This is a genomic window from Burkholderia sp. AU45388, from assembly GCF_030481585.1.
In the GTDB taxonomy this organism is placed as follows: domain Bacteria; phylum Pseudomonadota; class Gammaproteobacteria; order Burkholderiales; family Burkholderiaceae; genus Burkholderia; species Burkholderia sola.
Genome location: NZ_JAUJPV010000016.1, coordinates 13496 through 36793, shown reverse-complemented (window position 1 = coordinate 36793; position 23298 = coordinate 13496). Strand labels below are relative to the sequence as shown.

The 23298-nt window shown below is 67.6% G+C and carries 23 protein-coding genes; 8 read left to right on the top strand and 15 right to left on the bottom strand.

Features of this window, described 5'->3' with window-relative positions:
- The first annotated feature begins 111 nt into the window (after positions 1-111).
- Positions 112-384, top strand: a complete 273-nt coding sequence (locus QZM72_RS23345; RefSeq protein ID WP_089469567.1) for a hypothetical protein — start codon at positions 112-114, stop codon at positions 382-384.
- A 74-nt stretch (positions 385-458) separates the two neighbouring features.
- A complete protein-coding gene (locus QZM72_RS23340) occupies positions 459-1355 on the top strand; it encodes a hypothetical protein (protein WP_301739356.1) in 897 nt (298 codons plus the stop codon).
- A 10-nt stretch (positions 1356-1365) separates the two neighbouring features.
- On the opposite strand, the gene pip is transcribed toward QZM72_RS23340, so the two are convergent.
- The gene (gene pip, locus QZM72_RS23335) at positions 1366-2298 is read right to left on the bottom strand and encodes a prolyl aminopeptidase (RefSeq protein ID WP_301739355.1); all 933 of its coding nucleotides are present in this window, start codon (positions 2296-2298) and stop codon (positions 1366-1368) included.
- 331 nt (positions 2299-2629) lie between these two features.
- On the opposite strand from pip, the gene QZM72_RS23330 reads away from it, so the two are divergent.
- The gene (locus QZM72_RS23330) at positions 2630-3781 is read left to right on the top strand and encodes an acyltransferase (protein WP_301739354.1); all 1152 of its coding nucleotides are present in this window, start codon (positions 2630-2632) and stop codon (positions 3779-3781) included.
- A gap of 29 nt (positions 3782-3810) precedes the next feature.
- Here the strand turns inward: QZM72_RS23330 and QZM72_RS23325 are convergent, their stop codons facing one another.
- The 10 genes from QZM72_RS23325 to QZM72_RS23280 all read right to left on the bottom strand — a co-directional run bounded on the left by QZM72_RS23325 (position 3811) and on the right by QZM72_RS23280 (position 13410).
- Positions 3811-4629, bottom strand: coding sequence for a multidrug ABC transporter ATPase (locus tag QZM72_RS23325; RefSeq protein WP_301739403.1), 819 nt, complete (start codon positions 4627-4629; stop codon positions 3811-3813).
- 143 nt (positions 4630-4772) lie between these two features.
- The gene (locus tag QZM72_RS23320; protein ID WP_301739353.1) at positions 4773-5441 is read right to left on the bottom strand and encodes a Type 1 glutamine amidotransferase-like domain-containing protein; all 669 of its coding nucleotides are present in this window, start codon (positions 5439-5441) and stop codon (positions 4773-4775) included.
- A gap of 137 nt (positions 5442-5578) precedes the next feature.
- Positions 5579-5986, bottom strand: a complete 408-nt coding sequence (locus tag QZM72_RS23315; protein ID WP_301739352.1) for a hypothetical protein — start codon at positions 5984-5986, stop codon at positions 5579-5581.
- 191 nt (positions 5987-6177) lie between these two features.
- Positions 6178-7242, bottom strand: a complete 1065-nt coding sequence (locus tag QZM72_RS23310; protein WP_069618296.1) for a 2-aminoethylphosphonate aminotransferase — start codon at positions 7240-7242, stop codon at positions 6178-6180.
- Complete coding sequence (gene aepY, locus QZM72_RS23305) at positions 7242-8423, bottom strand: phosphonopyruvate decarboxylase (RefSeq protein ID WP_301739351.1); 1182 nt, start codon at positions 8421-8423, stop codon at positions 7242-7244. The genes QZM72_RS23310 and aepY overlap by 1 nt, the downstream gene beginning before the upstream one ends.
- Positions 8420-10105, bottom strand: coding sequence for a phosphoenolpyruvate mutase (aepX, locus tag QZM72_RS23300; RefSeq protein ID WP_301739350.1), 1686 nt, complete (start codon positions 10103-10105; stop codon positions 8420-8422). The genes aepY and aepX overlap by 4 nt, the downstream gene beginning before the upstream one ends.
- A complete protein-coding gene (locus tag QZM72_RS23295) occupies positions 10102-10869 on the bottom strand; it encodes an NTP transferase domain-containing protein (RefSeq protein ID WP_089469578.1) in 768 nt (255 codons plus the stop codon). The genes aepX and QZM72_RS23295 overlap by 4 nt, the downstream gene beginning before the upstream one ends.
- Before the next feature lie 35 nt (positions 10870-10904).
- On the bottom strand, positions 10905-11906 hold the full coding sequence (locus QZM72_RS23290; RefSeq protein ID WP_089469579.1) for an HpnL family protein: 1002 nt from the start codon (positions 11904-11906) through the stop codon (positions 10905-10907).
- Positions 11903-12718, bottom strand: coding sequence for a 2OG-Fe(II) oxygenase (locus QZM72_RS23285; protein ID WP_301739349.1), 816 nt, complete (start codon positions 12716-12718; stop codon positions 11903-11905). Before QZM72_RS23285 ends, QZM72_RS23290 begins: the two co-directional genes overlap by 4 nt.
- Positions 12715-13410: a CDP-alcohol phosphatidyltransferase family protein gene (locus QZM72_RS23280; RefSeq protein WP_089469581.1), complete on the bottom strand. Its 696-nt coding sequence runs from the start codon at positions 13408-13410 to the stop codon at positions 12715-12717. Before QZM72_RS23280 ends, QZM72_RS23285 begins: the two co-directional genes overlap by 4 nt.
- A gap of 653 nt (positions 13411-14063) precedes the next feature.
- Here QZM72_RS23280 and QZM72_RS23275 point away from each other — a divergent pair.
- On the top strand, positions 14064-15578 hold the full coding sequence (locus QZM72_RS23275; protein ID WP_301739348.1) for an acetyl-CoA hydrolase/transferase family protein: 1515 nt from the start codon (positions 14064-14066) through the stop codon (positions 15576-15578).
- 50 nt (positions 15579-15628) lie between these two features.
- Here the strand turns inward: QZM72_RS23275 and QZM72_RS23270 are convergent, their stop codons facing one another.
- On the bottom strand, positions 15629-17158 hold the full coding sequence (locus QZM72_RS23270; protein ID WP_301739347.1) for a DHA2 family efflux MFS transporter permease subunit: 1530 nt from the start codon (positions 17156-17158) through the stop codon (positions 15629-15631).
- Positions 17159-17293: 135 nt separating this feature from the next.
- Between QZM72_RS23270 and QZM72_RS23265 the strand changes: the two genes are divergently transcribed.
- Positions 17294-17734: a MarR family winged helix-turn-helix transcriptional regulator gene (locus tag QZM72_RS23265; RefSeq protein WP_011547936.1), complete on the top strand. Its 441-nt coding sequence runs from the start codon at positions 17294-17296 to the stop codon at positions 17732-17734.
- A 116-nt stretch (positions 17735-17850) separates the two neighbouring features.
- Here the strand turns inward: QZM72_RS23265 and QZM72_RS23260 are convergent, their stop codons facing one another.
- Positions 17851-18348 carry a DUF2938 domain-containing protein gene (locus tag QZM72_RS23260; protein ID WP_301739346.1) on the bottom strand — a complete coding sequence of 166 codons (498 nt, stop codon included), beginning with the start codon at positions 18346-18348 and terminating at the stop codon, positions 17851-17853.
- A gap of 140 nt (positions 18349-18488) precedes the next feature.
- Here QZM72_RS23260 and QZM72_RS23255 point away from each other — a divergent pair, with 140 nt between their 5' ends.
- Positions 18489-18914: a helix-turn-helix domain-containing protein gene (locus QZM72_RS23255; protein ID WP_089469585.1), complete on the top strand. Its 426-nt coding sequence runs from the start codon at positions 18489-18491 to the stop codon at positions 18912-18914.
- A 137-nt stretch (positions 18915-19051) separates the two neighbouring features.
- On the opposite strand, the gene QZM72_RS23250 is transcribed toward QZM72_RS23255, so the two are convergent.
- Both QZM72_RS23250 and QZM72_RS23245 read right to left on the bottom strand, forming a co-directional pair.
- Positions 19052-19933, bottom strand: coding sequence for a helix-hairpin-helix domain-containing protein (locus QZM72_RS23250; protein ID WP_301739345.1), 882 nt, complete (start codon positions 19931-19933; stop codon positions 19052-19054).
- A 180-nt stretch (positions 19934-20113) separates the two neighbouring features.
- Positions 20114-21643 carry a sigma-70 family RNA polymerase sigma factor gene (locus QZM72_RS23245; protein WP_089469587.1) on the bottom strand — a complete coding sequence of 510 codons (1530 nt, stop codon included), beginning with the start codon at positions 21641-21643 and terminating at the stop codon, positions 20114-20116.
- Positions 21644-21940: 297 nt separating this feature from the next.
- On the opposite strand from QZM72_RS23245, the gene QZM72_RS23240 reads away from it, so the two are divergent.
- Positions 21941-22381: a hypothetical protein gene (locus QZM72_RS23240; RefSeq protein WP_089469588.1), complete on the top strand. Its 441-nt coding sequence runs from the start codon at positions 21941-21943 to the stop codon at positions 22379-22381.
- Positions 22382-22414: 33 nt separating this feature from the next.
- Complete coding sequence (locus tag QZM72_RS23235) at positions 22415-23254, top strand: SH3 domain-containing protein (protein WP_301739344.1); 840 nt, start codon at positions 22415-22417, stop codon at positions 23252-23254.
- Positions 23255-23298: the final 44 nt, after the last annotated feature.

Genomic DNA, 23298 nt, shown 5'->3' with positions numbered 1-23298 from the left:
GTCGGCGAACGGTCCGGCCTCTGGTCCGGCGCGCCGGCGGCACGCGCGGGTGCGTCGACGTCACGGCGCCGCGCCGTCGCGCGTCGCCATTTTCATGCAACGGCGGCGGACATGATCAAGAACTTCGACTACACGCTCGGCAACGAGACGATCGAGCTTTGCGCGAGCTTCGGCGCGGGCCCGGCATTCCGCCGCGTGCTCGTGAGCCGTGCGGATTCGATGGAAACGCTCGTGGTGCTCGATGCGCGCGGGCTATCGGGCCTGCTGAAGGTCGCGACCGAGGAACCGGAAGGGCTGCTCGACGACGCGATCCGAAAGGTCGGCGACGAACAGCTCGTCGAGCGGGCGATCAGCGGCCGGACGATCGTCGAAGCCGCCCTGTGATGCCATAGGCGGCTGCGAAGGGGGCGGATCGAGGAGTATGCTGCGGGTCCGATCCGCTCATTCCTGCCTGTCCGATGTCCACGACCGACGCCGCCATTCCTGGTACTCGCCGCTATACGACGATTCGCGTGATCGCGTATCATGGCATCCTGCAAAACGTCACGGCCTTGCTGGCCTTCGTCCCGTTCGCCAGGTTCATCCTGCATGATCGGTCGATGGCCGCGCTTCCGTCGTGGTCGTGGCAGCTTTGGGCGCTGCAGGGGGTGTCGTTCGCGGCGATGCTTGCAGGCCTCATCGGTTACGTCGCGCTTGCATTGCGTCGCCGCTGGGGTCGAACGCTGAACGTGGCGGTCTGGATCGCGTTGAGTGCCGCGATGCTGATGCTGTCGTCGTGGATCGCGGTGGTCATTGCGTTGCCGCTGGGTCTTGCGACGTTCGCGCTGATATACAACCGGACGAGCAATGACTTTCTGAGCCTGCCGCACGCCACGACAGCGCCGACCGCTCGGCGCTTCGCGTTCGTCGGCCTGCTGGTTGCGTCGTCCACGCTGCATTACTGGGCGATCGCGTACGCGACGATGCGCACCGGCACGTTCGGCTACGTGTTGCCGAATACGCCGCCGATGGATTTGCTGATTGCGGCCGCGGCAACGCTGCTCCTCGGCACCGCCGTTGCGCCGCGCGGGCAGCGCGCATGGTATTGCGGCATGTCGTTGATGACGTCCGCCATCGCGATGCTGTCCATGCTGTTGAGCTACGTGCCGGTGGCGACGTCGCTGATTCGCTACATGCCGCACGAATATTCGCGTGTGGCGATTCCGTGGAGTCCGATCACGCAGTACGCGGCCCTCACGTTCTGCGTTGCGCTGGTGTCGATTCGCGTGACGAAGCCGCCGAAACGGAGTGACTGGGAGCAAGGCCTCCATCCCGACGCGTCAGCGGAGTCGACGCGCCGGGAAACGACTCGCTGATACCGAGCCGTCAGCTCGCGAACCGGTCCGTCGCCGCGACCAGCGCCTCCAGAATCCCCGGCTCGTTGTACGCGTGCCCGGCGCCCGGCACGATGTCGAACGTCGCGTCCGGCCACGCCTTCGACAACTCCCATGCGGTGCGCGCCGGCGTCGCGATGTCGTAGCGGCCCTGCACGATCACGCCCGGAATGCCGGCGAGACGATGCGCGTCGCGCAACAACTGGCCTTCCTCGACGAAGCCCTTGTTCACGAAGTAGTGGTTTTCGATCCGCGCGAACGCGAGCGCGTAATGGCCGTCCGCAAAGTGCGCGGCGAGCGCGGGATCGGGCAGCAGCGTGATCGTGCGGCCCTCCCAGATGCTCCACGCGCGTGCGGCTTCCAGCTTCGCGGCTTCGTCGTCGCCGGTCAGCCGGCGATGGTAGGCGGCCATCAGGTCGCCGCGCTCCGCTTCCGGAATCGGCGCAACGAAGTCTTCCCACAGATCGGGGAACAGCCACGACGCGCCTTCCTGGTAGTACCACAGCAGTTCCGCACGACGCATCGTGAAAATGCCGCGCACGATCAGCGCGCTCACGCGTTCCGGGTGCGTCTCCGCGTACGCGATCGCCAGCGCGCTGCCCCACGAGCCGCCGAACACCAGCCATTGCTCGGCGCCGACCATTTCGCGCAGGCGTTCGATATCGGCGACCAGATCCCACGTCGTGTTGTTCTCGAGGCTCGCATGCGGCGTCGAGCGTCCGCAGCCGCGCTGGTCGAACAGCAGGATGTCGTAGCGCTCGGGATCGAACAGACGGCGATGGTCGGGGCCGCAGCCGGCGCCGGGGCCGCCGTGCAGGAACACGGCGGGCTTGCCGGCCGGATTGCCGCAGCGCTCCCAGTAGAGGCAGTGGCCGTCGCCGGTGTCGAGGTGGCCGTGGGCGTAAGGTTCGATCGGTGGATACACAGGCAGACTCCGGATGAGGGGCGACAGGGCGCCGACGAGGCGCGGGCCGGTGTGCGGGCCGGTACGGTGCCGCGGAGATTGCTGCACCGCAAAAATCGTTGCGTGGGCATCGGACCGGCCGCCGTCGGACAAGGTTCGTCATTATGCCCATTCGTCGCGACTGACGTTGGTGCGTCGTGGCGCGGCGTCGCCTCGTCGACGGCACGTATCACGTGGATTTTTGAAGCAATTTCATTCCGATATTTTTCATACAAAATCCGGCGGCAGGTCGGCGGGCTGATTGGGCGCCGGCCCGTTCCCGCTCCTTCACCGTGCCAACGGAAACCAGCCGATGAACCATCGCGTCACGCAGTTGACCGGGTTGCGCGCCGTCGCGGTCGCGATGGTCGTCGTCGGTCATGCCGAGCATGTGCTGCCCGGCGGCTATACCGGCTGGTACGCGCCGTTGCGGCTGATCGCCGACGGCCGGCTCGGCGTGCTGATCTTCTTCGTGCTGAGCGGCTTCCTGATCACCAACGTGCTGCGCGCCGAGTTCGCGCGCACGGGCGGCATCGCGCTGACGTCGTTCTACGTGCGCCGCGCGCTGCGGATCTGGCCGGCCTGCTACGTCTATCTCGCGGCCGTCGCGATCGTGGCGTTCGCCGGCGGGTTCGACGTCGATCGCCGGCAGTGGCTTTATGCTGCGCTACACCTGTGGAATTACTCGGCGTGGTTCGGGCTGACCGGCGACAACGCGCTGCATCCGGACGGCGCGTGGTACCTCGGCCATTTCTGGTCGCTCGCGCTCGAGGAGCAGTTCTACTGGTTCTGGCCGCTGCTGTTCGTGTTCGGCATCCGCCGCGCCGGCACGCGCTGGCTGGCCGCACTGATCCTGATCGTGCCGCTGGTGCGTGCGACCACGTATTTCCTCGCGCCCGCGCTGCGCGGACAACTCGGGATGATGCTGCATACGGGTGTCGATCCGATCCTGATCGGCTGCTATGCGTCGCTCAACCGCGAGCGGCTCGAAGCATGGATCGGCTCGTGGCGCGGCGAGGCGCGCATCGTGACGGCGCTCGTCTTCAGCGTGCTGCTCGGCATGCCGCTCGCCGAACACCGGCTTGGCGGCTTCTGGAATGCGACGTATGGCGTGACGCTCGAAGCCGCGCTGATCGCGATCGTGATCGTCGTGCTGAATTTTCGCGGCGAGTTCTGGTGCGCGCGCTGGTTGCGCGCCAGGCCGGTGGTGTTCGTCGGCACGATCTCGTTCAGCCTGTATCTGTGGCAGCAGCCTTTTGCGAACCCGCGATTGCCGGTGCCGCACGGGTTTCCGCTCGGCATCGTGTGGGCGTCGATGGCCGCGACCGCCAGCTATTTTCTCGTCGAAAAACCGTTCCTGCGGCTGAAGGATCGCTACACGGCGCGCGAGGCGCGACGCGTGCGGGACGACGCGTTGCGGATGCCGGCGCCGACCGAGGCGATCGGGCCGAAGGTGGTGGAGTAGGCGGGCGGAGTGACGTCGTGCCCATGGCGTTACTTGAAAAGTTTCATCGCGGCCGGCGAATACCAGAAGGTCCGGAACATGTCGATTCCATAGGACTTGCCGTCGTAGCGGACGATCGTGCGCGCCGTGCGCTTGCCCGTATCCGAGTAATCGCCGTTCTTGCGCTGCGTCTTCGTGATGTGTGCCGTGATCGATAGATCGGCGAAGCCATGGCTCGACGTTTTCTCGACTGCGATGGTCATGCGGGCCTCTTCGCTGCGCGCATCGCCGGCACCGGGGCCGCAGGCGTCGCCTTCGACGCTGACCCAGCCGTACAGATTCGTACCGAACACCGGGCGGATACGGTCGCCTTCGCGCACCCACAGCGTCAACTCTTCACCGGCGTTGGCATCCGGGCAACTCGGCCCGCGTGCGCTGCTGGTAAACACGACGCCGAACGCGCGCACGTCGGGCGACAAACGGTAGGGCGCCGTGTCGATCCGATAGCTGTTCTCGCCGATCTCCGTCGCCGCATCCTCTTCAACCAGCGACCGATCGGCCGCCATAACCTTGCCGCCCTCGACGAGCGCGACGACCTGCACCTTTTTGCTTTCGTCCGGGTTCTTGCTCTTCGGCAGCGAATCGAACGCGACGGCCGCGATCGTCGTTTCCGGTGCATTCGGCATGGCCTTGCACGCCGACGCAACGACGAGCCGGTCCGCGTCGCGCGTGGCGATGCGTGCGCTCGCGATGCCGGCCCAGCGGGCGACGGCGGTGACGGTTTCGTCGCTGCAAGACTGGCTGTCGGCGGCGTGAACCATGGGGGCGGCGGCGAGCGCCAGCAGCGGGGCGAAGCGAAGGATTCTCATTGTCGTGATCGGAGATGTTGTTTTCATTGATATGCGTGAGAGTCGCTTACCGACCCACAAGGGACAGTCGCTTTTCTACGAAGCAAACATTCAAAAACCGAACACGGTCCATCCGCACAATTGATGCGAGAGAAGGGGCAACTTCAATCCTCATGCGACGTAGGACGAATTTCTCCGAAATCGTATCGATGAACCTGTCCGAATAGCTCGACTTCGTTGCCATCGATGACAATCCCTGCACCGTCAGGACATGCATAGAGATGCGGGATTGTAGAAGACAATCTCAACTGATCTCGGGTAACACTGTCAGAATTGAAGTGTGGCCAAAAATGGAAATCGACAAGGCCAAGTCCCGCATGATCGATTAACGGCTCATCCCGAACGTCGCCGCACAGTAACGCCGAATCCACGCTTGGTGTCATCAAGATAGCACCCGCGCTTACACCGACCAGCACGCCTCCTTCCGATACGTATCGGGTCAGGATCGGCAGTACGTTTTGTCGCTGTAGCCACGATAAGAACGAGAACGTATTTCCGCCTGAGAGATGGATCGCATCACATGACAACAGAGTTTTCCATTCTGCTTCCGATGTCTCTTGACTAGGGTCTACGTACACAGCCAAATTCGCACCGATCCCAGCATAGTAGTCAGCTTTACGCTGGAAGTAAGCGCGCTCGAGATCACTTGTCGCAGGGATATACCCAATCCTTGGCTGCGGTCGCCCGATCAACCGTAGAAGGCGATCATCCATTTCTTCATTAGCTGGAATCTCCTGGTCACTGTATAACGCCAGTTTTCGATAAAAGGACATGCGGTTCTCGAATTCGTTTCGAACTGGTTGGATTTTGTTGCCGAGGCACGCGGCGCGCTCACGTCACCGTGAAATGTCGTTCATCCTAACACTTCGGTCGAATGGCTCTTAGTGGCCGATCCGAGGCGTTGGCTTCGTTAAGTCTGCGAGGTCTTGGCGAACCTGTACTGCTCGTTCCACCATCGCACGAGTTCTCCGTGCTGCTGATGCGTGATCCATGACACGTTCTCCTCGGCGTCTGCGCGTCCACCGAAAATCAGTGGCTTTACCAGCCATTTGACCTTTCCAGCGAGTCGCGGATCAGGCTCGAGGTCATCCGGAACCGGAAGATTGAACGATGCAAGGTAACGTGTATCCAGCGGAACACAGGGGATCGTGAAAGTCGCCCCGGCCTCATCTTCGACGATGAAATCTTGCCAACCTCGGAGCCCCAGAAGTGAGAAGCCGGGAAGCGCCGTGTTGAATCCGCAGGCGCTCGCCGTGGCCGATGCCTCTTCGTCTACAAATAGGACGATGTAATCGTCTCCGTGCCAGCCTTCAACCATATCGTTCTACATCTCAGTTGCAGGGCGCCGACTTCGAGCCTATCGGAAGTATGAGCGACTCCTTTGAGGCAGGGTCGTCGGATGGCAGCGTCTGGCCGAATGCCGACAACGTGTTCCACGCCCCAAGAATGTGCAAATGACAACAAAAAAGGCCCTTGCGGGCCTTTCGTCGACGAAGTTACGGACAACGCTTACCGCGTCAGCGCCGTAAACCCTTCCAGCAACCGCTCGACATCGGCCGCCTGAATCGCGCCCATCGTCGAGATCCGGAACAGTTCCTTCGACAGCCCGCCTTGCCCCGCATAAATCACGAAGCCACGTGCCTTCAGCCCGTCGTGCAGCGCTTCGTATGTCACACCCGGCGGCAGCCGATACGCACGCAGCACGACCGACGACGCACCTTCCGGCAGCACCAGCGGCATCCCGCGCGCCGCAAGCCCGGCCTGCGCCTGATCGGCAAGCGCCTTGTAATGCGCATGCCGCGCGCGCCAGCCGCCGGCCTCATCGAACTCACGCAGCGCCTCGACGAGCGCGTAATACGCATGCACCGACGGCGTAAACGGCGTATTCCGCTGATCTTGCAGCTTCGCAAGCCGGCCGAGATCGAGGTAGTAAGTCCGGCTCGCGGCCTTCACGAGCGCGCTGCGGCGCACGATCACGAACGCCGCGCCCGGCACGCCGTGCAGGCACTTGTTCGCGGTCGCGGCAACCGCATCGATGACGCCGCCTGCAAAATCGATCGCTTCCGCGCCGAAGCTGCTGACGCCATCGACTAGCATCTTCACGCCGCGCGCGCGACAGACTTCGGCGATCGCATCGAGATCGTTCAGCCGGCCCGTCGTCGTTTCATGATGGATCACGGCGACATGCGAGTACCCACCCGCATCGAGCTTCGCGGCGATCTGCGCGAGATCCGGCGCCTGCATCCACTCATGCTTCAACACGTCATGCGCGATGCCGTACTGCGTGGCGATCTGCGTGATCCGCTCGCCGTACACGCCGTTCTCGATCACGAGCAGCTTGCCGTCCTGCGGCACGAGCGCCGCGATCATGCTCTCGACGGCGGCCGTGCCCGAACCCGTCATCAGCACGGCGGCCCATTCGGCCGGATCGAGCTCGTACGCGGCGACGAGGCGCGCGCGCGCTTCATCCTGCAGGTCGAAGAATTCGCCTTCGCGATGGCACAGATCGGGTTGCAGCAGGCTGCGGCGCACGCGCTCGGTGAGCGTGACCGGGCCGGGGTTCAGCAGCAGCATCAATGGGCTCCTTCAACGTGGGCTTCGGCCTGCTCGGCGCCGATGTGCCGCATCAGACGCGTCTTGACCTCGACCGGCGTGACGGTCGGGCGGGGCAGGCCGTCGGGCACGCCCGTGCGGATCGCCACGCGAACGAATTGCGCGCCATCGCCCGACGCGGCCAGCGTCGCATCGAGCACGTCGAGCGTATCGCCTTCGACCGCCGACGCGTAACCGCAGGCGGCCGCGACACCCGCGAACGACACATGCTGCGACACCGTTGCCTGGCCGCCCGTCGATTCGTGTGCGCCGTTGTCGAGCAGCACGTGCGTGAGGTTGGCCGGGCCATAGGTGCCGAGCGTCGCGAACACGCCCATGCGCATCAGCGCGGCGCCGTCGCCGTCGACGGCGACCACGCGCAGGTCGGGGCGCGCAAGCGCGAGACCGAGCGCGAGCGGCGTCACGCAGCCCATCGAGCCGACCATGTACAGCTGGTTCGGGCGATCGTCGATCGCGTAGAGTTCGCGGCCGCAGAAACCGGTCGATGCGAGCACGACGGTCGAATCGACCGGCGTGTGCGCGATCACGCGCTGCAGCGCGTCGTGACGGGTGGGCCATGCGTCGGCCGATGCGGCGCGCGACGACGATTGGGCGGCGACGTGCGCGCGCGGCTTCGCGGCCGGGTTCGCCTTCAGCTCATACGGCGCGACGCTGCCTTTCTGCATCACGAGCGCGTACGGGCGGCCCGTCGCGTCCATGTGCGCGATCGCGCGGTCGAGTGCCGGGCCGACCTGTTCGGGGTCGGTCGGGAACGTCTCCCACGGAATCTCCATCGTATCGAGCATCGCCGGCGTGATCGGGCCCATCAGCGCGTGCTGCGGCTCGTCGGCCACGCCCGGCTGGCCGCGCCACGTGACGATCAGCAACTGCGGCAGGCGGAACGTCCACGTGAGCGACGTGAGCGGGCTCACCGCGTTGCCGAGCCCGGAGTTCTGCATCATCGCGATCCCGCGCTTGCCGCCGAGCGTCGCGCCCGCGATCAGCGCGACCGCGTCGCCTTCGTTCGCGGCCGACACGTAGTGCAGCGTCGGGTCCTGCAGCACGTAATTGATGAACGGCGTCAGGTACGAGCAGGGCACGCCCGCGTACCAGTCGAAGCCGCGTTCACGCGCGGCCTCGACGAACTGGGCCGCTTCGATCATTGCGCGCCCCCGTTGCCGGCGCCCGGTTCGGACAGCGGCGTCTGGCCGTGCGCGAAGTCGCCCGCGCGACGGAAGTCTTCCAGATCGTTGACGCCGCGCCAGTGGCCGTGCACGTACTGCACCTCGATCTTCTCGCCGGCGGCGATCAGTTCGTTCAGCAGCGACGGGATGTCGAGCGTGTCGAAGTCAGGACGCGTCTGCAGCGTCGCGAGCATCGCCTTCAGGCGATCGACGCCGGCGCCGCGCACGTTCAGCAGACCGATCCAGCGGCCGTGCGGCGTGCCCGTCGCGACGTCGCTCGACACGCGTTGCAGATAGGTCTTCTGGCCGAACAGGCCGCGGTCGTCGGCCGCCGAGCAGAGGGCGAAGTCACGCACGCTCTGATTGGTCTCGGTGAGCGACGAATCGACCACCACGCTGAACTCGGCCTCGCTCTCCGCGAGGTCGCGCACGATGTAGCTGCGGAACAGCAGGTCGCCGTACGAGATCACGGTGTCGCCGGTCAGGCGTTCGGCCGCGCATGCGAGCGACGCGAGCTCGCCGGTCTGCGCGTGGCGCTCGTTGACGACGAGCTTGATGCCCGACGTATCGATCGCATCGGCGCGATAGCCGCCAACCACGGTGATGTCGTTCACGCCGTGCGTCTTGAAGCCGTCGACGAGCCAGCGCAGCAGCGGCTTGCCGGCGACCGGCAGCATGACCTTCGGCTTGTCTTCGGTCACGGCTTCGAGGCCCTTGCCGCGGCTCGCGGCAAGCACGATCGCGGCATTCGACGCGCGCGACGACGACGACAGGTAGATACGCTCGGCGGCCGAGTACTCGTCGGCGTCCTGCAGGCGGAAGATCTCGTTGACCGATGCCACGCGGTCCTCGACGTTGATCAGCGTTTCGCTTTCGTGGATCTCGCGCGCGGTCGCCTGCATCGCGGATGCCGACGCGCGGATCAGGTGATTCGCCCAGATCACGGTGCTGATGCCGGCCTGGCGGAACACGTCGGTCGGCGTGCTGTAGTACTTGGTCGGCACGATCACGAGCGGCGCCTTGCCGCTCCATTCGCGCGCGAACTGCAGGATCTCGTCCGGGCGCGACAGCTTGCTGTGGATCAGGATCGCGTCGGCGCCGGCTTCCGCGTACGCGTTCGCGCGGCGCAGCGCCTCGTCCATCCCCCAGCCCGCGATCAGCGCCTCGACGCGCGCGACGATCGAGAAGTCGGGATCGGTCTGCGAATCCTTGCCGGCCTTGATCTTGCCGCAGAACTCGTCGATCTCCGCGAGCGGCTGGCGCTCGCCGCCGATGAAGCTGTTGGTTTTCGGGAACTGCTTGTCCTCGATGCACACGCCCGCGATGCCGCGCTGTTCGAGCTTCTTCACGAGGCGGCGCACGTTGTTGAAGTTGCCGTAGCCGGTGTCGCCGTCGAGCAGGATCGGCAGGTCGCTCGCGTCGGCCATGAACTCGAGCACGTCGACGACCTGGGTCCAGCTCGCTTCGTTGTTGTCGCGCACGCCGAACTGCGCGGAGATCGCGAGGCCCGACGCCCAGATGCCCTTGAAGCCGGCCTCGCGGACGATCCGCGCGGACAGGCCGTTGTGCGCTTCCATCAGGAATTCGAGATCGCTGCTGACGAGCATGCGGCGCAGGCGCGCGCTGCGCGATTCGGTGAAGTTGGGTTCGCGTGCGTTCATCGTGCGGCTCCGGCAGTGGTGCGTTGAATCAGGGGAAGGATGTCTTGCGTCGCGCGTGCGACGTCGTTCGGGAAGTCGATCTCGATCCACGGCGAGCCGGTGACGTCGGCGACGTCGAACGAATGGCCGCCTTCGAGCAGCAGGTCGCGCACGGCTTCCTCGTGCGGCATGTTCGCGCGGCCGCTGTCGACGTAGCCCGCGACGATCGTCGCGAGGCGGCGCGCGGTGCCTTCGGTGAAGCGGAAGAAGCCGACCGATTCGCCGATCGTGTCGTAGTCGAGGTCGACCGCGAGCTGCTTGCGCAGCTCGACCGGCACGCCGTTCTTCAGGCACAGCTTGACGGGCTCGTCGCCGGCCTCGAAGTCGCGGTCGATCAGCAGGCGGTCGACCGTCTTGTCGGCATCGGCCACCAGCGCGTGCAGGATGTTCTCGTCGTACAGCACGTCCGCGTCCATCAGCAGCACGTCGCCGCCGCGCGTCATCGCATCGGCGACGGTATGCACGGTCAGCACGCTGCCGAGGTCGTAGCGGTCGTTGATCACGATCTCGGCGGTACGGCCGAGGCGCTTCAGCTCCTGCTCGACTTTCTCGTGCTGGAAGCCGAGCCCGAGCACGATTTCGTCGACGCCCGCGGCGTCGAGCACGCGCAGATGGCGCTCGAGCAGCGACACGTCGTCGAAGCGCAGCAGGCACTTCGGGAACTGCGCCTCGGGCGGTTGTTGCAGGCGCAAGCCTAGGCCTGCCGCAAGAATGATGGCTCGCATGGGTTCTCCAACCAAAAAGCCGGCGATCTGAACGATCAGTCGGCGAGCGGCTGCGGCGCACGGCGCCGCTGCCAGTTTCTTTCACTGAAATGCAGATAGAGCAGGCCGGGCAGGCCGAGCGCGAGTTCGCGCGCGCGCTTCGCGAGCGACAGCGCGAGCGCCGCGTCGGGCGGCAGGCCGACCAGCGGCGCGAGCAGCAGATAGCCGCCTTCCTGCGCGCCGAGCGAGCCCGGGATCGCGAAGGCCGCCCCGCGAATCGCCTGGCCGACGCTTTCGAGCAGCAGCGCGTCGAGCCAGCTGACCGGGTGTCCGAGGAAGTGCAGCGCGAGCCACACTTCCGCGGTGCCGACGATCCAGCCGACGAGGCTGAATGCGAAGGTCTTCGCGACTTTCGCGCGATCGCGGTACAGCGCGCCGACCGCGTCGTCGATCGCGTCGGCGCGCGTGGCCAGCGACGACCAGTCGCGCGGGCCGAGCAGCTTCGACGCGAGACGCAGGCCGCGGCCGAACAGCCCGCGCCGCTGCGCCGCGTAGAACGCGACGGCGAGGGCGCCGAGCACGCCGGTGGCGATCAGCGCGGGCGTGCGCAGGTACGCGACCGACTCGTGCGTCGCATACAGGCTGAACGCGGCGATGCCGATCAGCGCGAACGCCATCTGCGCGAGCGCCTGCATCGTCGTGCCGACGGTCATGGCGGCGGCCGCGTCGGCCATCCGCGTGCCGCGCTGCGCGAGGTAGCGCACCATCAGCACGGGGCCGCCGATCTGCCCGGCGGGCAGCAGGCTGTTCACCGATTCGCCGACCCAGCGCGCGCGCAGCGCGTTGCCGAACTCGGCGCCCGGCTGCCCGCGGCGGAACATCACGGAGATCGCGACCGCGTCGATCGCGAGCGGCACGACGTGGAACGCCGCGACGAGCGCGAGGCCCCAGCCGGCCGCGAGCAGCGTGGACGCCACCGCGCCGACGCCCTGCCAGGCCAGCAGTGCGACGAAGAGTGCGGTCCCGAGGGACAGCAGGATGAGGCCCGCGCGTGTCATGACCCGCTCGTGCGTCGCGTGGCCAGTTGCTTGAACACCTGGCGGAAACCGAAATACGCGATCGCGTCCTTCATGTTCGAGATGAAGCGTTTCCACGGCCGCATGCCGGGGTTCGTCACGTATTCGAACGTGAGCGACACGCGCATCTCGTTCTGGCCGAGCGGCGTGATGCGGTGGCGCAGCTTGTCGCCGTCGAACAGCACGATGCCGCCGTCGGCGATCTGCACGGAGCCCGGTTGGTCAGGCACGTCCGGGTTGCGCGTATGCAGCTCGTAGTCGAGCCGGCACGACGATTCGTCGATCACGCCGATCAGCAGCGTGTAGCGGCGGCCATCGTAGTACGACGTGTCGTAGTGCCAGCCGATGTGGTCGCCGGGCTTCGTGTAGTAATACAGTGCGTACGCGTGCGGATCGTCGTCCGGCGACAGCATCAGCTTGTCGCCCGTGATTTTCTCGAGGAAGCCGATCAGCGCCTTCGAGCGATACAGCTCGGCGATGTACGGCGCCTGCTCGTCGATCGTATGGCGGCTCACGCTGCCGCCCTGCTTGTGGCCGGGCAGGTAGTTGCGGTTCAGGCCGGCCTGCATCGCGCGGGCGGCGTTCGCGAGCTTCGCGTGCGCGTCGGCCGGCAGGAAGGTGTCGAGGTAGAGGAACGAACCCTGGCGCGTGTAGTCGCCGCGCAGGCGGTCGAGGTCGAGCTGGCCGACGCGGTCGGCCACGGTGCGATCGGGATCGGCCACGGCCGCGCGCACGGGCGTGGGCGCGGGACGTGCCGGGCTCAGCACGGAATCGTCGCGCGTGCTAGGAGTCATTTGGAAGCCTGGATTTCGGTTGGGTTCTGCGCGGCCGGGTTCTGCGGGAGGTTGCCGCGCCGCACGATGCGCCACCAGTCGATCACGACCCAGGCGGCGAACAGCGGGGCGCCGATCGACGCCGCGAGCAGGAACGGCTCGACGCCGTCGACGAGCGTCACGATCGGCAGCAGGTACAGCACGTCTTCGGTCTCGAAGCCGCCGGCGAACGCCTGCTTCGTGCCGGCCTTGCCGGCGATCGATTCGATCCGCATGCGCAGGAAGAAGATCAGCGCGACGGCCGCGCCGGCGACCGCGCCGAGCAGCACCGGCGACGCGGCCATCTGGCCGCCCTGGGCGACGATGCCGACGCCCATGCTGACGAATAGCGCGACCGTGACGAGCGCATCGGCCGCGAGGTCGTAAAAATGACCGATCTTGCTGGACTTGCCGCTGATGCGCGCGAGTTCGCCGTCGGTGTGATCGACGAAGTTCGACAGCACGATCAGGAACGCGCCTGCATTGCTCCAGCCGAAGCCGCCGTGCGCGAGGCACCAGGCGCCGGCGAGGCCGATCAGCAGACGAAGGGTGGTGAGGTGATTCGGCGTGACCGGCGTATCGACGAGCGGCCGGACAAGCGAGCGCGCGAGCCGCGCATCCCAGGTGCGTGGCGGGGGCGGCTCGGGGCGTTTGGCGGTTTTTCTTTGGTCCATCGGCGAAATATATACGGAATTGTAATTTGGTGCTTTTTATTCGATCAATGTCCTGACATGCGGGAGTGTTACCGCGTCTTGCAGGCATCGGCCGGTTCAAAAACGCACCTGCGAACGAGGCGGCCAACCCGGCGGCCGGGCCCGCTTCCAGTGTGGTTCGCGTCGCGCGCCTGTCAAGGCCGGACGGCCCTCGCGGGCCGACGAGGCGGTGTTTTTCGCGCCGCCCGGCGGGTGTGGCGCAGCCCATGCGAGCTTGATCTCCGTCAGCGCCGGAAAAACCGCATCGGGCGACAATCGGCCGCGCCGGGCGGGTATCGGCGATTACCGAGCCAAAGGTCGTCAATGTCGATTCAAATCGGCCGATCGATACGCGACGGCCGGCGATCGCGAACCGGCGATTCGCCCGATGCTTTCGCGTCCCTTTCGCGCGCGTCCGGCGCGGGCGGATCGCCTGTCACAGAACGCTCGTTCGATACCCGGCAAATCCGGCAAGGATCTTTTGCATCCGGCGGACATTTCGCGGCGATGGCCTCTGCGATACTCCGACCGTGCCCGTGGTGCCGGGCCGCCCCTCGCGGCCTCAAGGGCTTCGCGTCGCTCAGGAGACACCCCCCGCGACGTCAACGACAGACCAAAGCGTCAGATAACCAGCCATGTCTTCTTCACGCATCCTCGCTCCCGCCCTGCGTTCGCTCGTCCGCACCGCCGACGAAGCCGCCGCGCTGATCCGCCCCGGCATGACCGTCGCCATGAGCGGCTTCACCGGGTCGGGCTATCCGAAGGCCGTGCCGGCCGCGCTTGCCGCCCACATCGACGCGGCGCACGCGCGCGGCGAGGACTTCCGGATCAACGTGCTGACGGGCGCGTCGACCGCACCCGAACTCGACGGCGCGCTCGCCCGCACCGACGGCATCTCGATGCGGCTGCCGTACCAGTCCGACCCGACGCTGCGCGACAAGATCAACGGCGGTGAAGTCGATTACCAGGACGTCCACCTGAGCCACGTCGCGCAATACGCGTGGTTCGGGCTGTACGGCGATCTCGACGTCGCGATCGTCGAAGTCGCGGGCATCCGCGAGGACGGGCTGCTGATCCCGTCCGCGTCGATCGGCAACAACAAGACCTGGCTCGAGCGTGCGAAGCACGTGATCCTCGAAGTGAATACGCGCCAGCCGCTCGGCCTCGACGGGATGCACGACATTTACTACGGCACCGCGCTGCCGCCGCACCGCAAGCCGATTCCGCTGACGAAGAGCGACGACCGGATCGGCGAGCCGTATCTGCGTTGCCCGGCCGACAAGATCGTCGCGATCGTCGAGACCGACGCGCCCGATCGCAGCAATGCATTCTCCGCGCCGGATGCGACGTCCAAGCAGATCGCGCTGCAGTTGATCGACTTCCTGCGCCACGAAGTGAAGCGCGGCCGCCTGCCGGAAAACCTGCTGCCGCTGCAGTCGGGCGTCGGCAACATCACGAACGCGGTGCTCGCGGAACTCAGCTCGGCCGGCTTCTCGAACCTGACGGCCTACACCGAGGTGATCCAGGACGGCATGCTCGACCTGCTCGACGACGGCACGCTGAGCTTCGCGTCGGCCACCGCGCTGTCGCTGAGTCCGGCCGCCGTGCAGCGTTTCGCCGACGAGATCGCGACGTTCCGCGAGAAGATCGTGCTGCGCCCGCAGGAGATCAGCAACCATCCGGAACTCGTGCGCCGGCTCGGCTGCATCGCGATGAACGGGATGATCGAGGCCGACATCTACGGCAACGTGAACTCGACGCACGTGATGGGCACGAAGATCCAGAACGGCATCGGCGGCTCGGGCGACTTCGCGCGCAACGGCTATCTGTCGTGCTTCATGTCGGCGAGTACCGCGAAGGGCGGCGCGATCTCGCGCATCGTGCCGATGGCGAGCCACGTCGACCATACCGAGCACGACGTCGCGGTGGTCGTCACCGAGCAGGGGCTGGCCGACCTGCGCGGCCTGTCGCCGAAGCAGCGCGCGCGCAAGATCATCGCGACCTGTGCGCACCCGGACTACCGGCCGATGCTCGAGGACTATTTCGAGCGCGCGTCGCGCGAGAGTTTCGGCAAGCACACCCCGCATCTGCTCGCCGAGGCGCTGTCGTGGCACGAGCGCTACGTGCGGACCGGCTCGATGAAGGCCTGAGCGACTGGCATGCGTGCGGCGCACGCGCTGCGCGCACGTCCTATGCATCGTCAATCCATCGCCGCATGCGCGACGTCGACGCTCGCCGTTTTCTGCGGCGGGCGGATCAGCAGCAACAGCGGGATCATCAGCAGCGTCGCGACGAACATCAGCTTGAAGTCGTTCAGGTACGCGATCATCGCCGCCTGCTGGTTGATCGTGCGGTCGAGCAGCGCGATGTCGACGCGGCTGCCCGCCAGCGCCTGCACGGCCGGGTCGAACGGCGTGACGTGGGTCGCGAGGTCGGCGTGCGCGACCTGCGTATTGCGCGTCATCAGCGTCTGCACGATCGAGATGCCGATACTGCTGCCGATATTGCGCATCAGGCTGTAGGTGGCCGTGCCGTCCGCGCGCAGCTCGGGCGGCAGCGTCGAGAACGACAGCGCGCTCAGCGGCACGAACACGAGCCCGAGTCCGAAGCCCTGGATCACGCCGGGCCACACGATGTCCGCCTCGGACAGCACGATCGTGTACTGCATCATCTGCCACAGCGCGAGCGCGGAAATCGCCAGCCCGGCGAACAGCAGCGCCCGCGCGTCCACGTACTTCAACAATCGCCCGACGAACAGCATCGCGATCATCGTGCCGGCGCCGCTCGGCGCGGTGACGAGGCCCGTCGTCGCGACCGGGTAGCCCATCAGGTTCTGCAGCATCGGCGGCAGCAGCGCGCGGGTCGCGTACAGCACCGCGCCGACCACGAAGATGAACAGCGTGCCGGTCGCGAAGTTCGGGTCACGCAGCAGTTCCGACTTGAAGAACGACGCCTTGCCGACGGTCGCCGTATGCACGAGGAAGAACGCGAAGCCGAGCGCCGCGACGAGTGCCTCGATGCGGATCTCGTATGAACCGAACCAGTCGAGCTGTTCGCCGCGGTCGAGCATCGCCTGGAATGCGCCGATCGCGAGCGCAAGCGTCGCGAAGCCGAATGCGTCGAATTTCACGTGCGGGCGCGGCGGGCGCCCGGGCAGGAAGGTCATCACGCCGGCCAGCGCGAATGCGCCGATCGGCACGTTGATGAAGAACACCCAGCGCCAGTTGTAGCTGTCGGTGAGCCAGCCGCCGAGCGTCGGGCCGAGGATCGGGCCGACCATCACGCCCATTCCCCAGATCGCCATCGCCTGGCCCTGTTTCTCGCGCGGGTTGATGTCGAGCAGGATCGACTGCGACAGCGGCACCAGCGCGGCGCCGAACACGCCTTGCAGCAATCGCGCGCCGACGATCTGCACGAGCGTCTCCGACAGACCGCACAGCGCCGACGCCACCGTGAAGCCCGCGATCGACACGATCAGCAGCCGCTTCACGCTCAACCGGTCGGACAGCCAGCCCGTGAGCGGCGTCGCGATCGCCGCGGCGACGATGTAGGAGGTCAGCACCCACGTGATCTCGTCCTGCGACGCGGACAGCGTGCCCTGCATGTGCGGCAGCGCGACGTTCGCGATCGTGCTGTCGAGGGTCTGGATCAGCGTGGCGAGCATGATCGACAAGGTCAGCATCGGCCGGTTCAGGGCGGGCGCGGCGGGCGCGGCGGCGGCGGGGTTCAAGCGCGTGTCTCCGTGGGGTGGTCGGCGTGGTCGGCGATCCGGTGTGGCGCAAATTATAAGTGTGCTTATTATATATTCGCTTATGTCCGGGGCGCGAGCCGTGGGCCGGTTCCGGGTTGACCCTATAATCGCCGCATGGACAAGACCTACGAGAACCGGATCGGTTATCTGATCGCCGACGTGGCCCGCCTGAACGGTCGCCTGTTCGACCGGCGCGCGAAGCGCATCGGGCTGACGCGGGCGCAAAGCCGCGTGCTCGCTTACCTGACGTGGAAGGGCGAGATGAACCAGGCACGCCTCGCCGAATGGCTCGAGATCACGCCGATCTCGCTCACGCGGCTGCTCGATCGGATGGAAAGCTATGGCTGGATCGAACGCATCGCGAACGACGACGACCGCCGCGCGTTCGTGATCCGGCTCACCGACAAGTCGCGCGAGATCTTTCCGCAGATGCTGGAGGTGGGCGATACGGTCGCCGACGACGGGCTGCGCGGCTTCACGCCCGACGAGCGCGATACGCTGGTGCGGTTGCTCGGGCGCGTGCGCCGCAACCTGATCGACTGCGGCGGCGAGTGACGTGGGCGCCCGGTCGGTGCACAGGGCAGCGAGAATGCTTTATGCAGTCTCGGCCGCGCGTAGAACGACAGTGAAGGCGCGCCGCACGGGCGGCTGGGCGTACGCCGGGGCGCGGGTCAACCGGCCAGCGCCGCGAGTGTGTACGCCGCGAGATAGAGTCCCACCCCATACGACAGATGCGTGACGACGCTGCGCCGGCGCGCGACGCCCGGTTGCGGCGTACGCGACGCCGCGATACCGAAGCCGAACGCCGGCTGCATCACGAAGAACGGCGCGACCACGCTCGCGAGCCCGGCGACGAGTGCGGGAAGCGGCGTCGGCGCGCTGATCCACGCGGGGCCGGCGATCAGCACGGGCAGTGCCGCGAACGCGATGCCGATCGCGTAATGCGCGATCCAGCCGAGTGCGCGTTCGCCGCGCACGGGTGCGGCGGCGACGATCGACGCATGCCGGAACCGGCCGTGCGTCATGTGGCCGAGCCAGCGGCCGACCAGCGCGTAGTCGAGCGACGGAATGCCGAACGCGCGCCGCCGGAACAGCGTCCACAGATCCATCACGAGCGTGGCCCCCGCGCCGATCAACGGCAGTTCGAGCAGGACGTCGGGCATGCTCATCGCGCCCCTCCACAGCGGGCGGCGATGGGGATGCAGTACAGCGGAATACGACGCGGATTCAGCGGTTTCATGATGGGCCGGGCTTGTCTTCATGGACTCGGGCGACTATCTTGCAGCTTCAAGTTCACTTGAGGTCAAGCATGAGCCGACTGGATATTGCGGACGTCGCGCGGCGCACGGGATTGCCCGCGTCGACACTGCGCTATTACGAGGAAAAGGGGCTGATCGTTCCGATCGGCCGGCACGGGCTGCGGCGGCAATACGACGCGTCGGTATTGGAACGCCTGGCGTTGATCGCGCTCGGCCGCGAGGCCGGTTTCTCGCTCGACGACATCCTCGCGATGGTCGGCGCGGACGGGCGGCCCGCGATCGATCGTGCGAAACTCGACGGGAAGGCCGACGAGCTCGACCGCACGATCCGCCGTCTCGGCGCGGTGCGCGATGCGCTGCGGCATGCGGCCGTGTGCCCGGCCGCGAACCATCTCGAATGCCCGTCGTTCCAGAAGCTGCTGCGCATTGCCGCGCATCGTCATCCGGCGCGCCGCGCGAAGGCGGAAGGTGCGTAGGCGGCGAGCGGGCGCGAGGCGGGCGATACGGTAGCGGTTCGGCAGGAGGGCGGCGACGTGCGACCTAACGGCGGCGACGCGCCGAATCGTGAGAAGGCGATGCCCCCCGTACCGCCTCGAAACCGCAGACGCCTGATTCACCCCGCGTAATACACGCGGCACTCCATCTCGCGCCCGCGCACGATCCGCTTGCCGGCGAGCGCGCCGTCCGTTTCGGTGAACACGGTGCGCTGATGCTCGCATTGCACGGCGTCGTAGAAGTAGAGCGAAACCCAGTCGGTCGGGCGCTCGGCTTCCGGCGTGCGCATGGCCGCATGCTGGCTCAGCACCGTGAAATGCCAACCGCCCTTGGTCATGTGCATCACGGGCGGCGGCACGTAACCGTCCGCGTTCAGGCGCCGGTGCGCGAGCGTCGGCAGCACGCCGGCTGCCGCCTTGTTGCGGTACTGGCGATCGATGTAAAGCAGCAGTTCGACGGGCGGTTCCGTGCCGCGGCCCGCGTGTTGCATGTGACCTTGCCAGCGCCGGCGGCGGCTCAGCACGTCGTCGAGCGCGGCGCGGATGCCGGCCGCGCGTCGCGGGCCGACGCCCGCGATCGTTTCGAGCTGGCCGTTGCGGGCCGCGCGCTCGAGTTCCTCCAGTGTATCGATGTGCAGCGCATCGTGAATGCGCAGCGCGAGCGCGTGGCCGATGCCCGGCACCGCTTCGAAGGCCGACGCGCGTTCCGCGTCGCCGCGCAAGCGGTCGAGCTGGCGCCAGCGCCCCGTCACCAGCAGTTCGGCGATCGCCTGCGCGACGCCCGCGCCGATGCCGGGCAGCGCGCCGAGCGCCTCGACGCCGCCGGTATCGAACACGGTACGGATGTCGCGGTCGAGCGCGTCGACCGTATCGGCTGCCGCGCGGTACGCGGCGGCCCGGTAAGGGTTCGCGCCCTGGTCGACGAGCCACTGCGCGGCCTCGCGCAGGCAGGCCGCGACAGGCCGGTTTTCCTCGTACGTCTGGCTGACGGTCGACTGCATGGCAAGGGACCCGGAAAGCTCAAACGGAATGGACGCGGCGAACGATGCGCCGGTCGGCTGTCAACCATTGTCGCGACGCGCGATCAAGGAAACTTGATGCGCGTCAATGGCAAACGTAACACAGGCGCGCAGCGCACGGTCGTGCCGGAATGGGGCATGACCGTGCGCTGCGCGAGGCGGTTACGCGTCGAGAAACGACTGCGCGTTCTCGGCCTCGGCGGCCGTACGCAGCGCGGCGAGCGCCCGTTTCTCGATCTGCCGCACGCGCTCGCGCGACATCCCCGCATCCTGCGCGATTGCGTCGTAGGTGTCGGGTTCGGCGCCGCCGAGGCCGAACCGCCGGCGCAGCACGTCGGCCTCGGTCGGCGTGACCGAGCGCAGCAGCGCCCGCACGCATTCGCGCATGCGCGTGTCGGCCAGTTGCTCGAACGGGCTGGCCGATGCCTGATCCTCGATCAGCTCCACGAGGCCGGTGTCCGCGTCGGGCAGCGGCGTGTCGAGCGAGACCGGCTCGGCCGGCAGCGCGAGCACCGCGCGCACCTTGCCTTCGTCGAGGCCGGCTTCGGCCGCGAGCTCGGCCGGCGTGGCCCGCCGGCCGGTGCGCTGGCGAAAGCGCAGCGCATGCCGCTGCACGCGCTGGTACTGGTCGCCGACGTGCACCGGCACGCGGATCGTGCGCGAGCGATCCGCGACCGCGCGCGCGATCGCCTGGCGAATCCACCAGGTCGCATAGGTCGAGAACTTGAACCCGCGCCGGTATTCGAATTTCTCGATCGCGCGCATCAGGCCGAGGCAACCGTCCTGCACGAGGTCGGACAGGTCGACGCCGCGGTTCAGGTACTTGCGCGCGATCGACAGCACGAGCCGCAGGTTCGCCTCCAGCATCGCGCGCGTGGCATCGCGCACTTTCTGCTGGCCGTCGCTCAACGCGGCTGCGAGTGCGCGCCGCGCGACCGCGTCGAAGCACGCGGCGTCGTCGGCCGCCGACGGATCGTCGCGAGCGGTGGCGAGCGTGCGCACGGCACGGCTAGCGTCGTCGACGGCCGGCGCCACCCACGCGAGCGAACCGAGCAGGGTCGCCACGTGGTTGCGCGCGTCGCGGTACTCGGCCGAACGGCTGCCCTGCGCATGCAATGCGCCGCGCAACGCCGATACCGCTGCGTGCAGCGCGTCGTAGCGGGCGGGCGCGGGCGTTTCGCCATCCTCTTCATCGGACGATCCGCTTGTACCCGTCGCGCGATGGCGCTGTAGCAGCGCGTCGACCGCGGGCGGATAACCGGCAATCGCATGCAGTACCTGGTGTCGTCCCGTCTCGATCTCGCGCGCGAGCACGATTTCGCCTTCACGCGTGAGCAGCGGCACCGCGTGCATGCGCCGCATGTAGAGCGCGAGCGGATCGGTCGACGCGCTCGTGCCGCGCGCGAGGTCGCCGAGCATGGCCCGGCCTTCGTCGAGCGCGTCGCGATCGACCTCGGCCGGCGCCGCGCCGGCGAACGGTGCAGGCACGGCCGGCTCGTCGAGTACCGCGATGCCGATGTCGGCCAGCGCGGCGCGCACGACCTCGAGCGCGTCGGGGCTGTCGCTTTCGGGCGGCAGTGCGTCGACGAGATCGGCGTGCGTCAGATAACCCTGCTCGCCGGCGAGCGCCAGCAGCTGGATGATCGGATCGAGCGGTGTGTCCGCCCGGGGAGTGGGGCGTGGCGTAGTCATGTCGATGGCGGCGCGAGCCGCGTTCCTGTCAGGGCGGGCCGAAGCTCGCCGGTTTGCGGGTGCCGGTGGGTCGCGGACGCCCGTCCGCGCCGGTCAGCCCGACATCGTTCAAGTTGAGGGCATTTGCGCCAACTTCAACGCCGGCGCCGCGGACGGGCCAGCACGCGGCGTGCCCGCGCAGCCTTCCGGAGCAGGAAACAAAAAGTAACCGATCATACGCGCGGAAATCTGCAGCGGACGTAAGCTAGAGTGACGCGCGCGCCCGGCGGCGGCGCGCCGATTCTGCCGGAGTACGAGATGAACCCGATTTCCGCCGCGAGGCCCGCCGTCGTCGCGCTGGCCGCATTGACGCTTGGCGGCTGCTACTACACGAGCCCTTATGGTTATGCACCTTATTACGCGCCGGTGCCCGCCACGGTGACGCAGCGCGAGATTCCGGCCGCACCGACTGCGCCCGGTCCACCCCCGTCGACCGTGCCGCAGGCGCAGGTCGACGCCGGCACGGCGGTGCCGGTGTATGTCGCCCCGGCCTACGTGCCGCCGCCGTATCCGTATTACTACCCGGCGTACTACTCCGGCTGGTACGGGCCGCCCGTGACGATCGGCTTCTGGGGCCGCTGGGGCGGTGGCGGATACTGGGGCGGGCGAGGTGGCTACTGGCATCGTCCGTGGGGCGGCGGGCATTGGGGCGGGGGCCGCGGGGGTGGTGGCCATTGGGGCGGCGGCCATCGACACTGACCGGCGCGCGGCGGCGCTGCGCGGGAGAGCATCATGAGGAACACGATTATCCGAAGTCTGTGTGTCGTCCTGGCCGGCCTGGTGGCCGCGCCGGGCGTGGCCGATGCGCAGAGCAGCGCTTACACGAACTCGCCGGCCGAGTTGTTTGCGGGGCCGGCGCCCGATTATCCGGTGGTCGCGCAGATTCCGCCCGGCACCGCGCTGGACGTATTCGGCTGCCTGAGCGACTACACGTGGTGCGACGTCGCGCTGCCGGGCGTGCGCGGCTGGATCGATGCGCAGTTGCTCGACTATCCGTACCAGGGCAGCTACGTGCCGTTGCTCGAGTACGGCGCGATCATCGGCGTGCCGGTGACCGGATTCGCGATCGGCGCGTATTGGGATCGCTATTACCGGCACCGCCCGTGGTATCCCGAGCGCGATCGGTGGGCGCATCGTCCCGAGCCGAGGCTCGGCCCAGGAGGCATGCCGCCTGGGCAAGGGCGTCCGCAACCGGGCGCGCCGATGCAGGTCGCGCCGGGCGGGCCGCCGCCCGTGCATGACACGCGGCCGTCGGCGACGCGCGGCGGCTGGAACGGTGCGAACCGCATGCCGCCGCCGGCCGCGCCGACGCCGATGCCGGGCGGGGCCGGCAATGCGCGACCGGCCAGTCCGGCGCCCGCGCCGACGCCGATGCCGGGTGGCGCGGGCAATGCGCGTCCCGCCGGTCCGCCGCCGGCCGTGCTGCGCCCGCCGCCCGCGCCGGGCGGCGAGGTCCGCACGATGCCACCGGTGCGGCAGGGCGGCAGGGGCGGCGACGGTTATGCGCGGCCGCAGGGCGGCGGAAACGGCGGCGGTAACCACGGCGGCGGCCCGGACGAACCCCGGCACTGATCGCGCCGGCGCCGCGGGCGCGCCGGGCTCCGGACGAAAAAAAG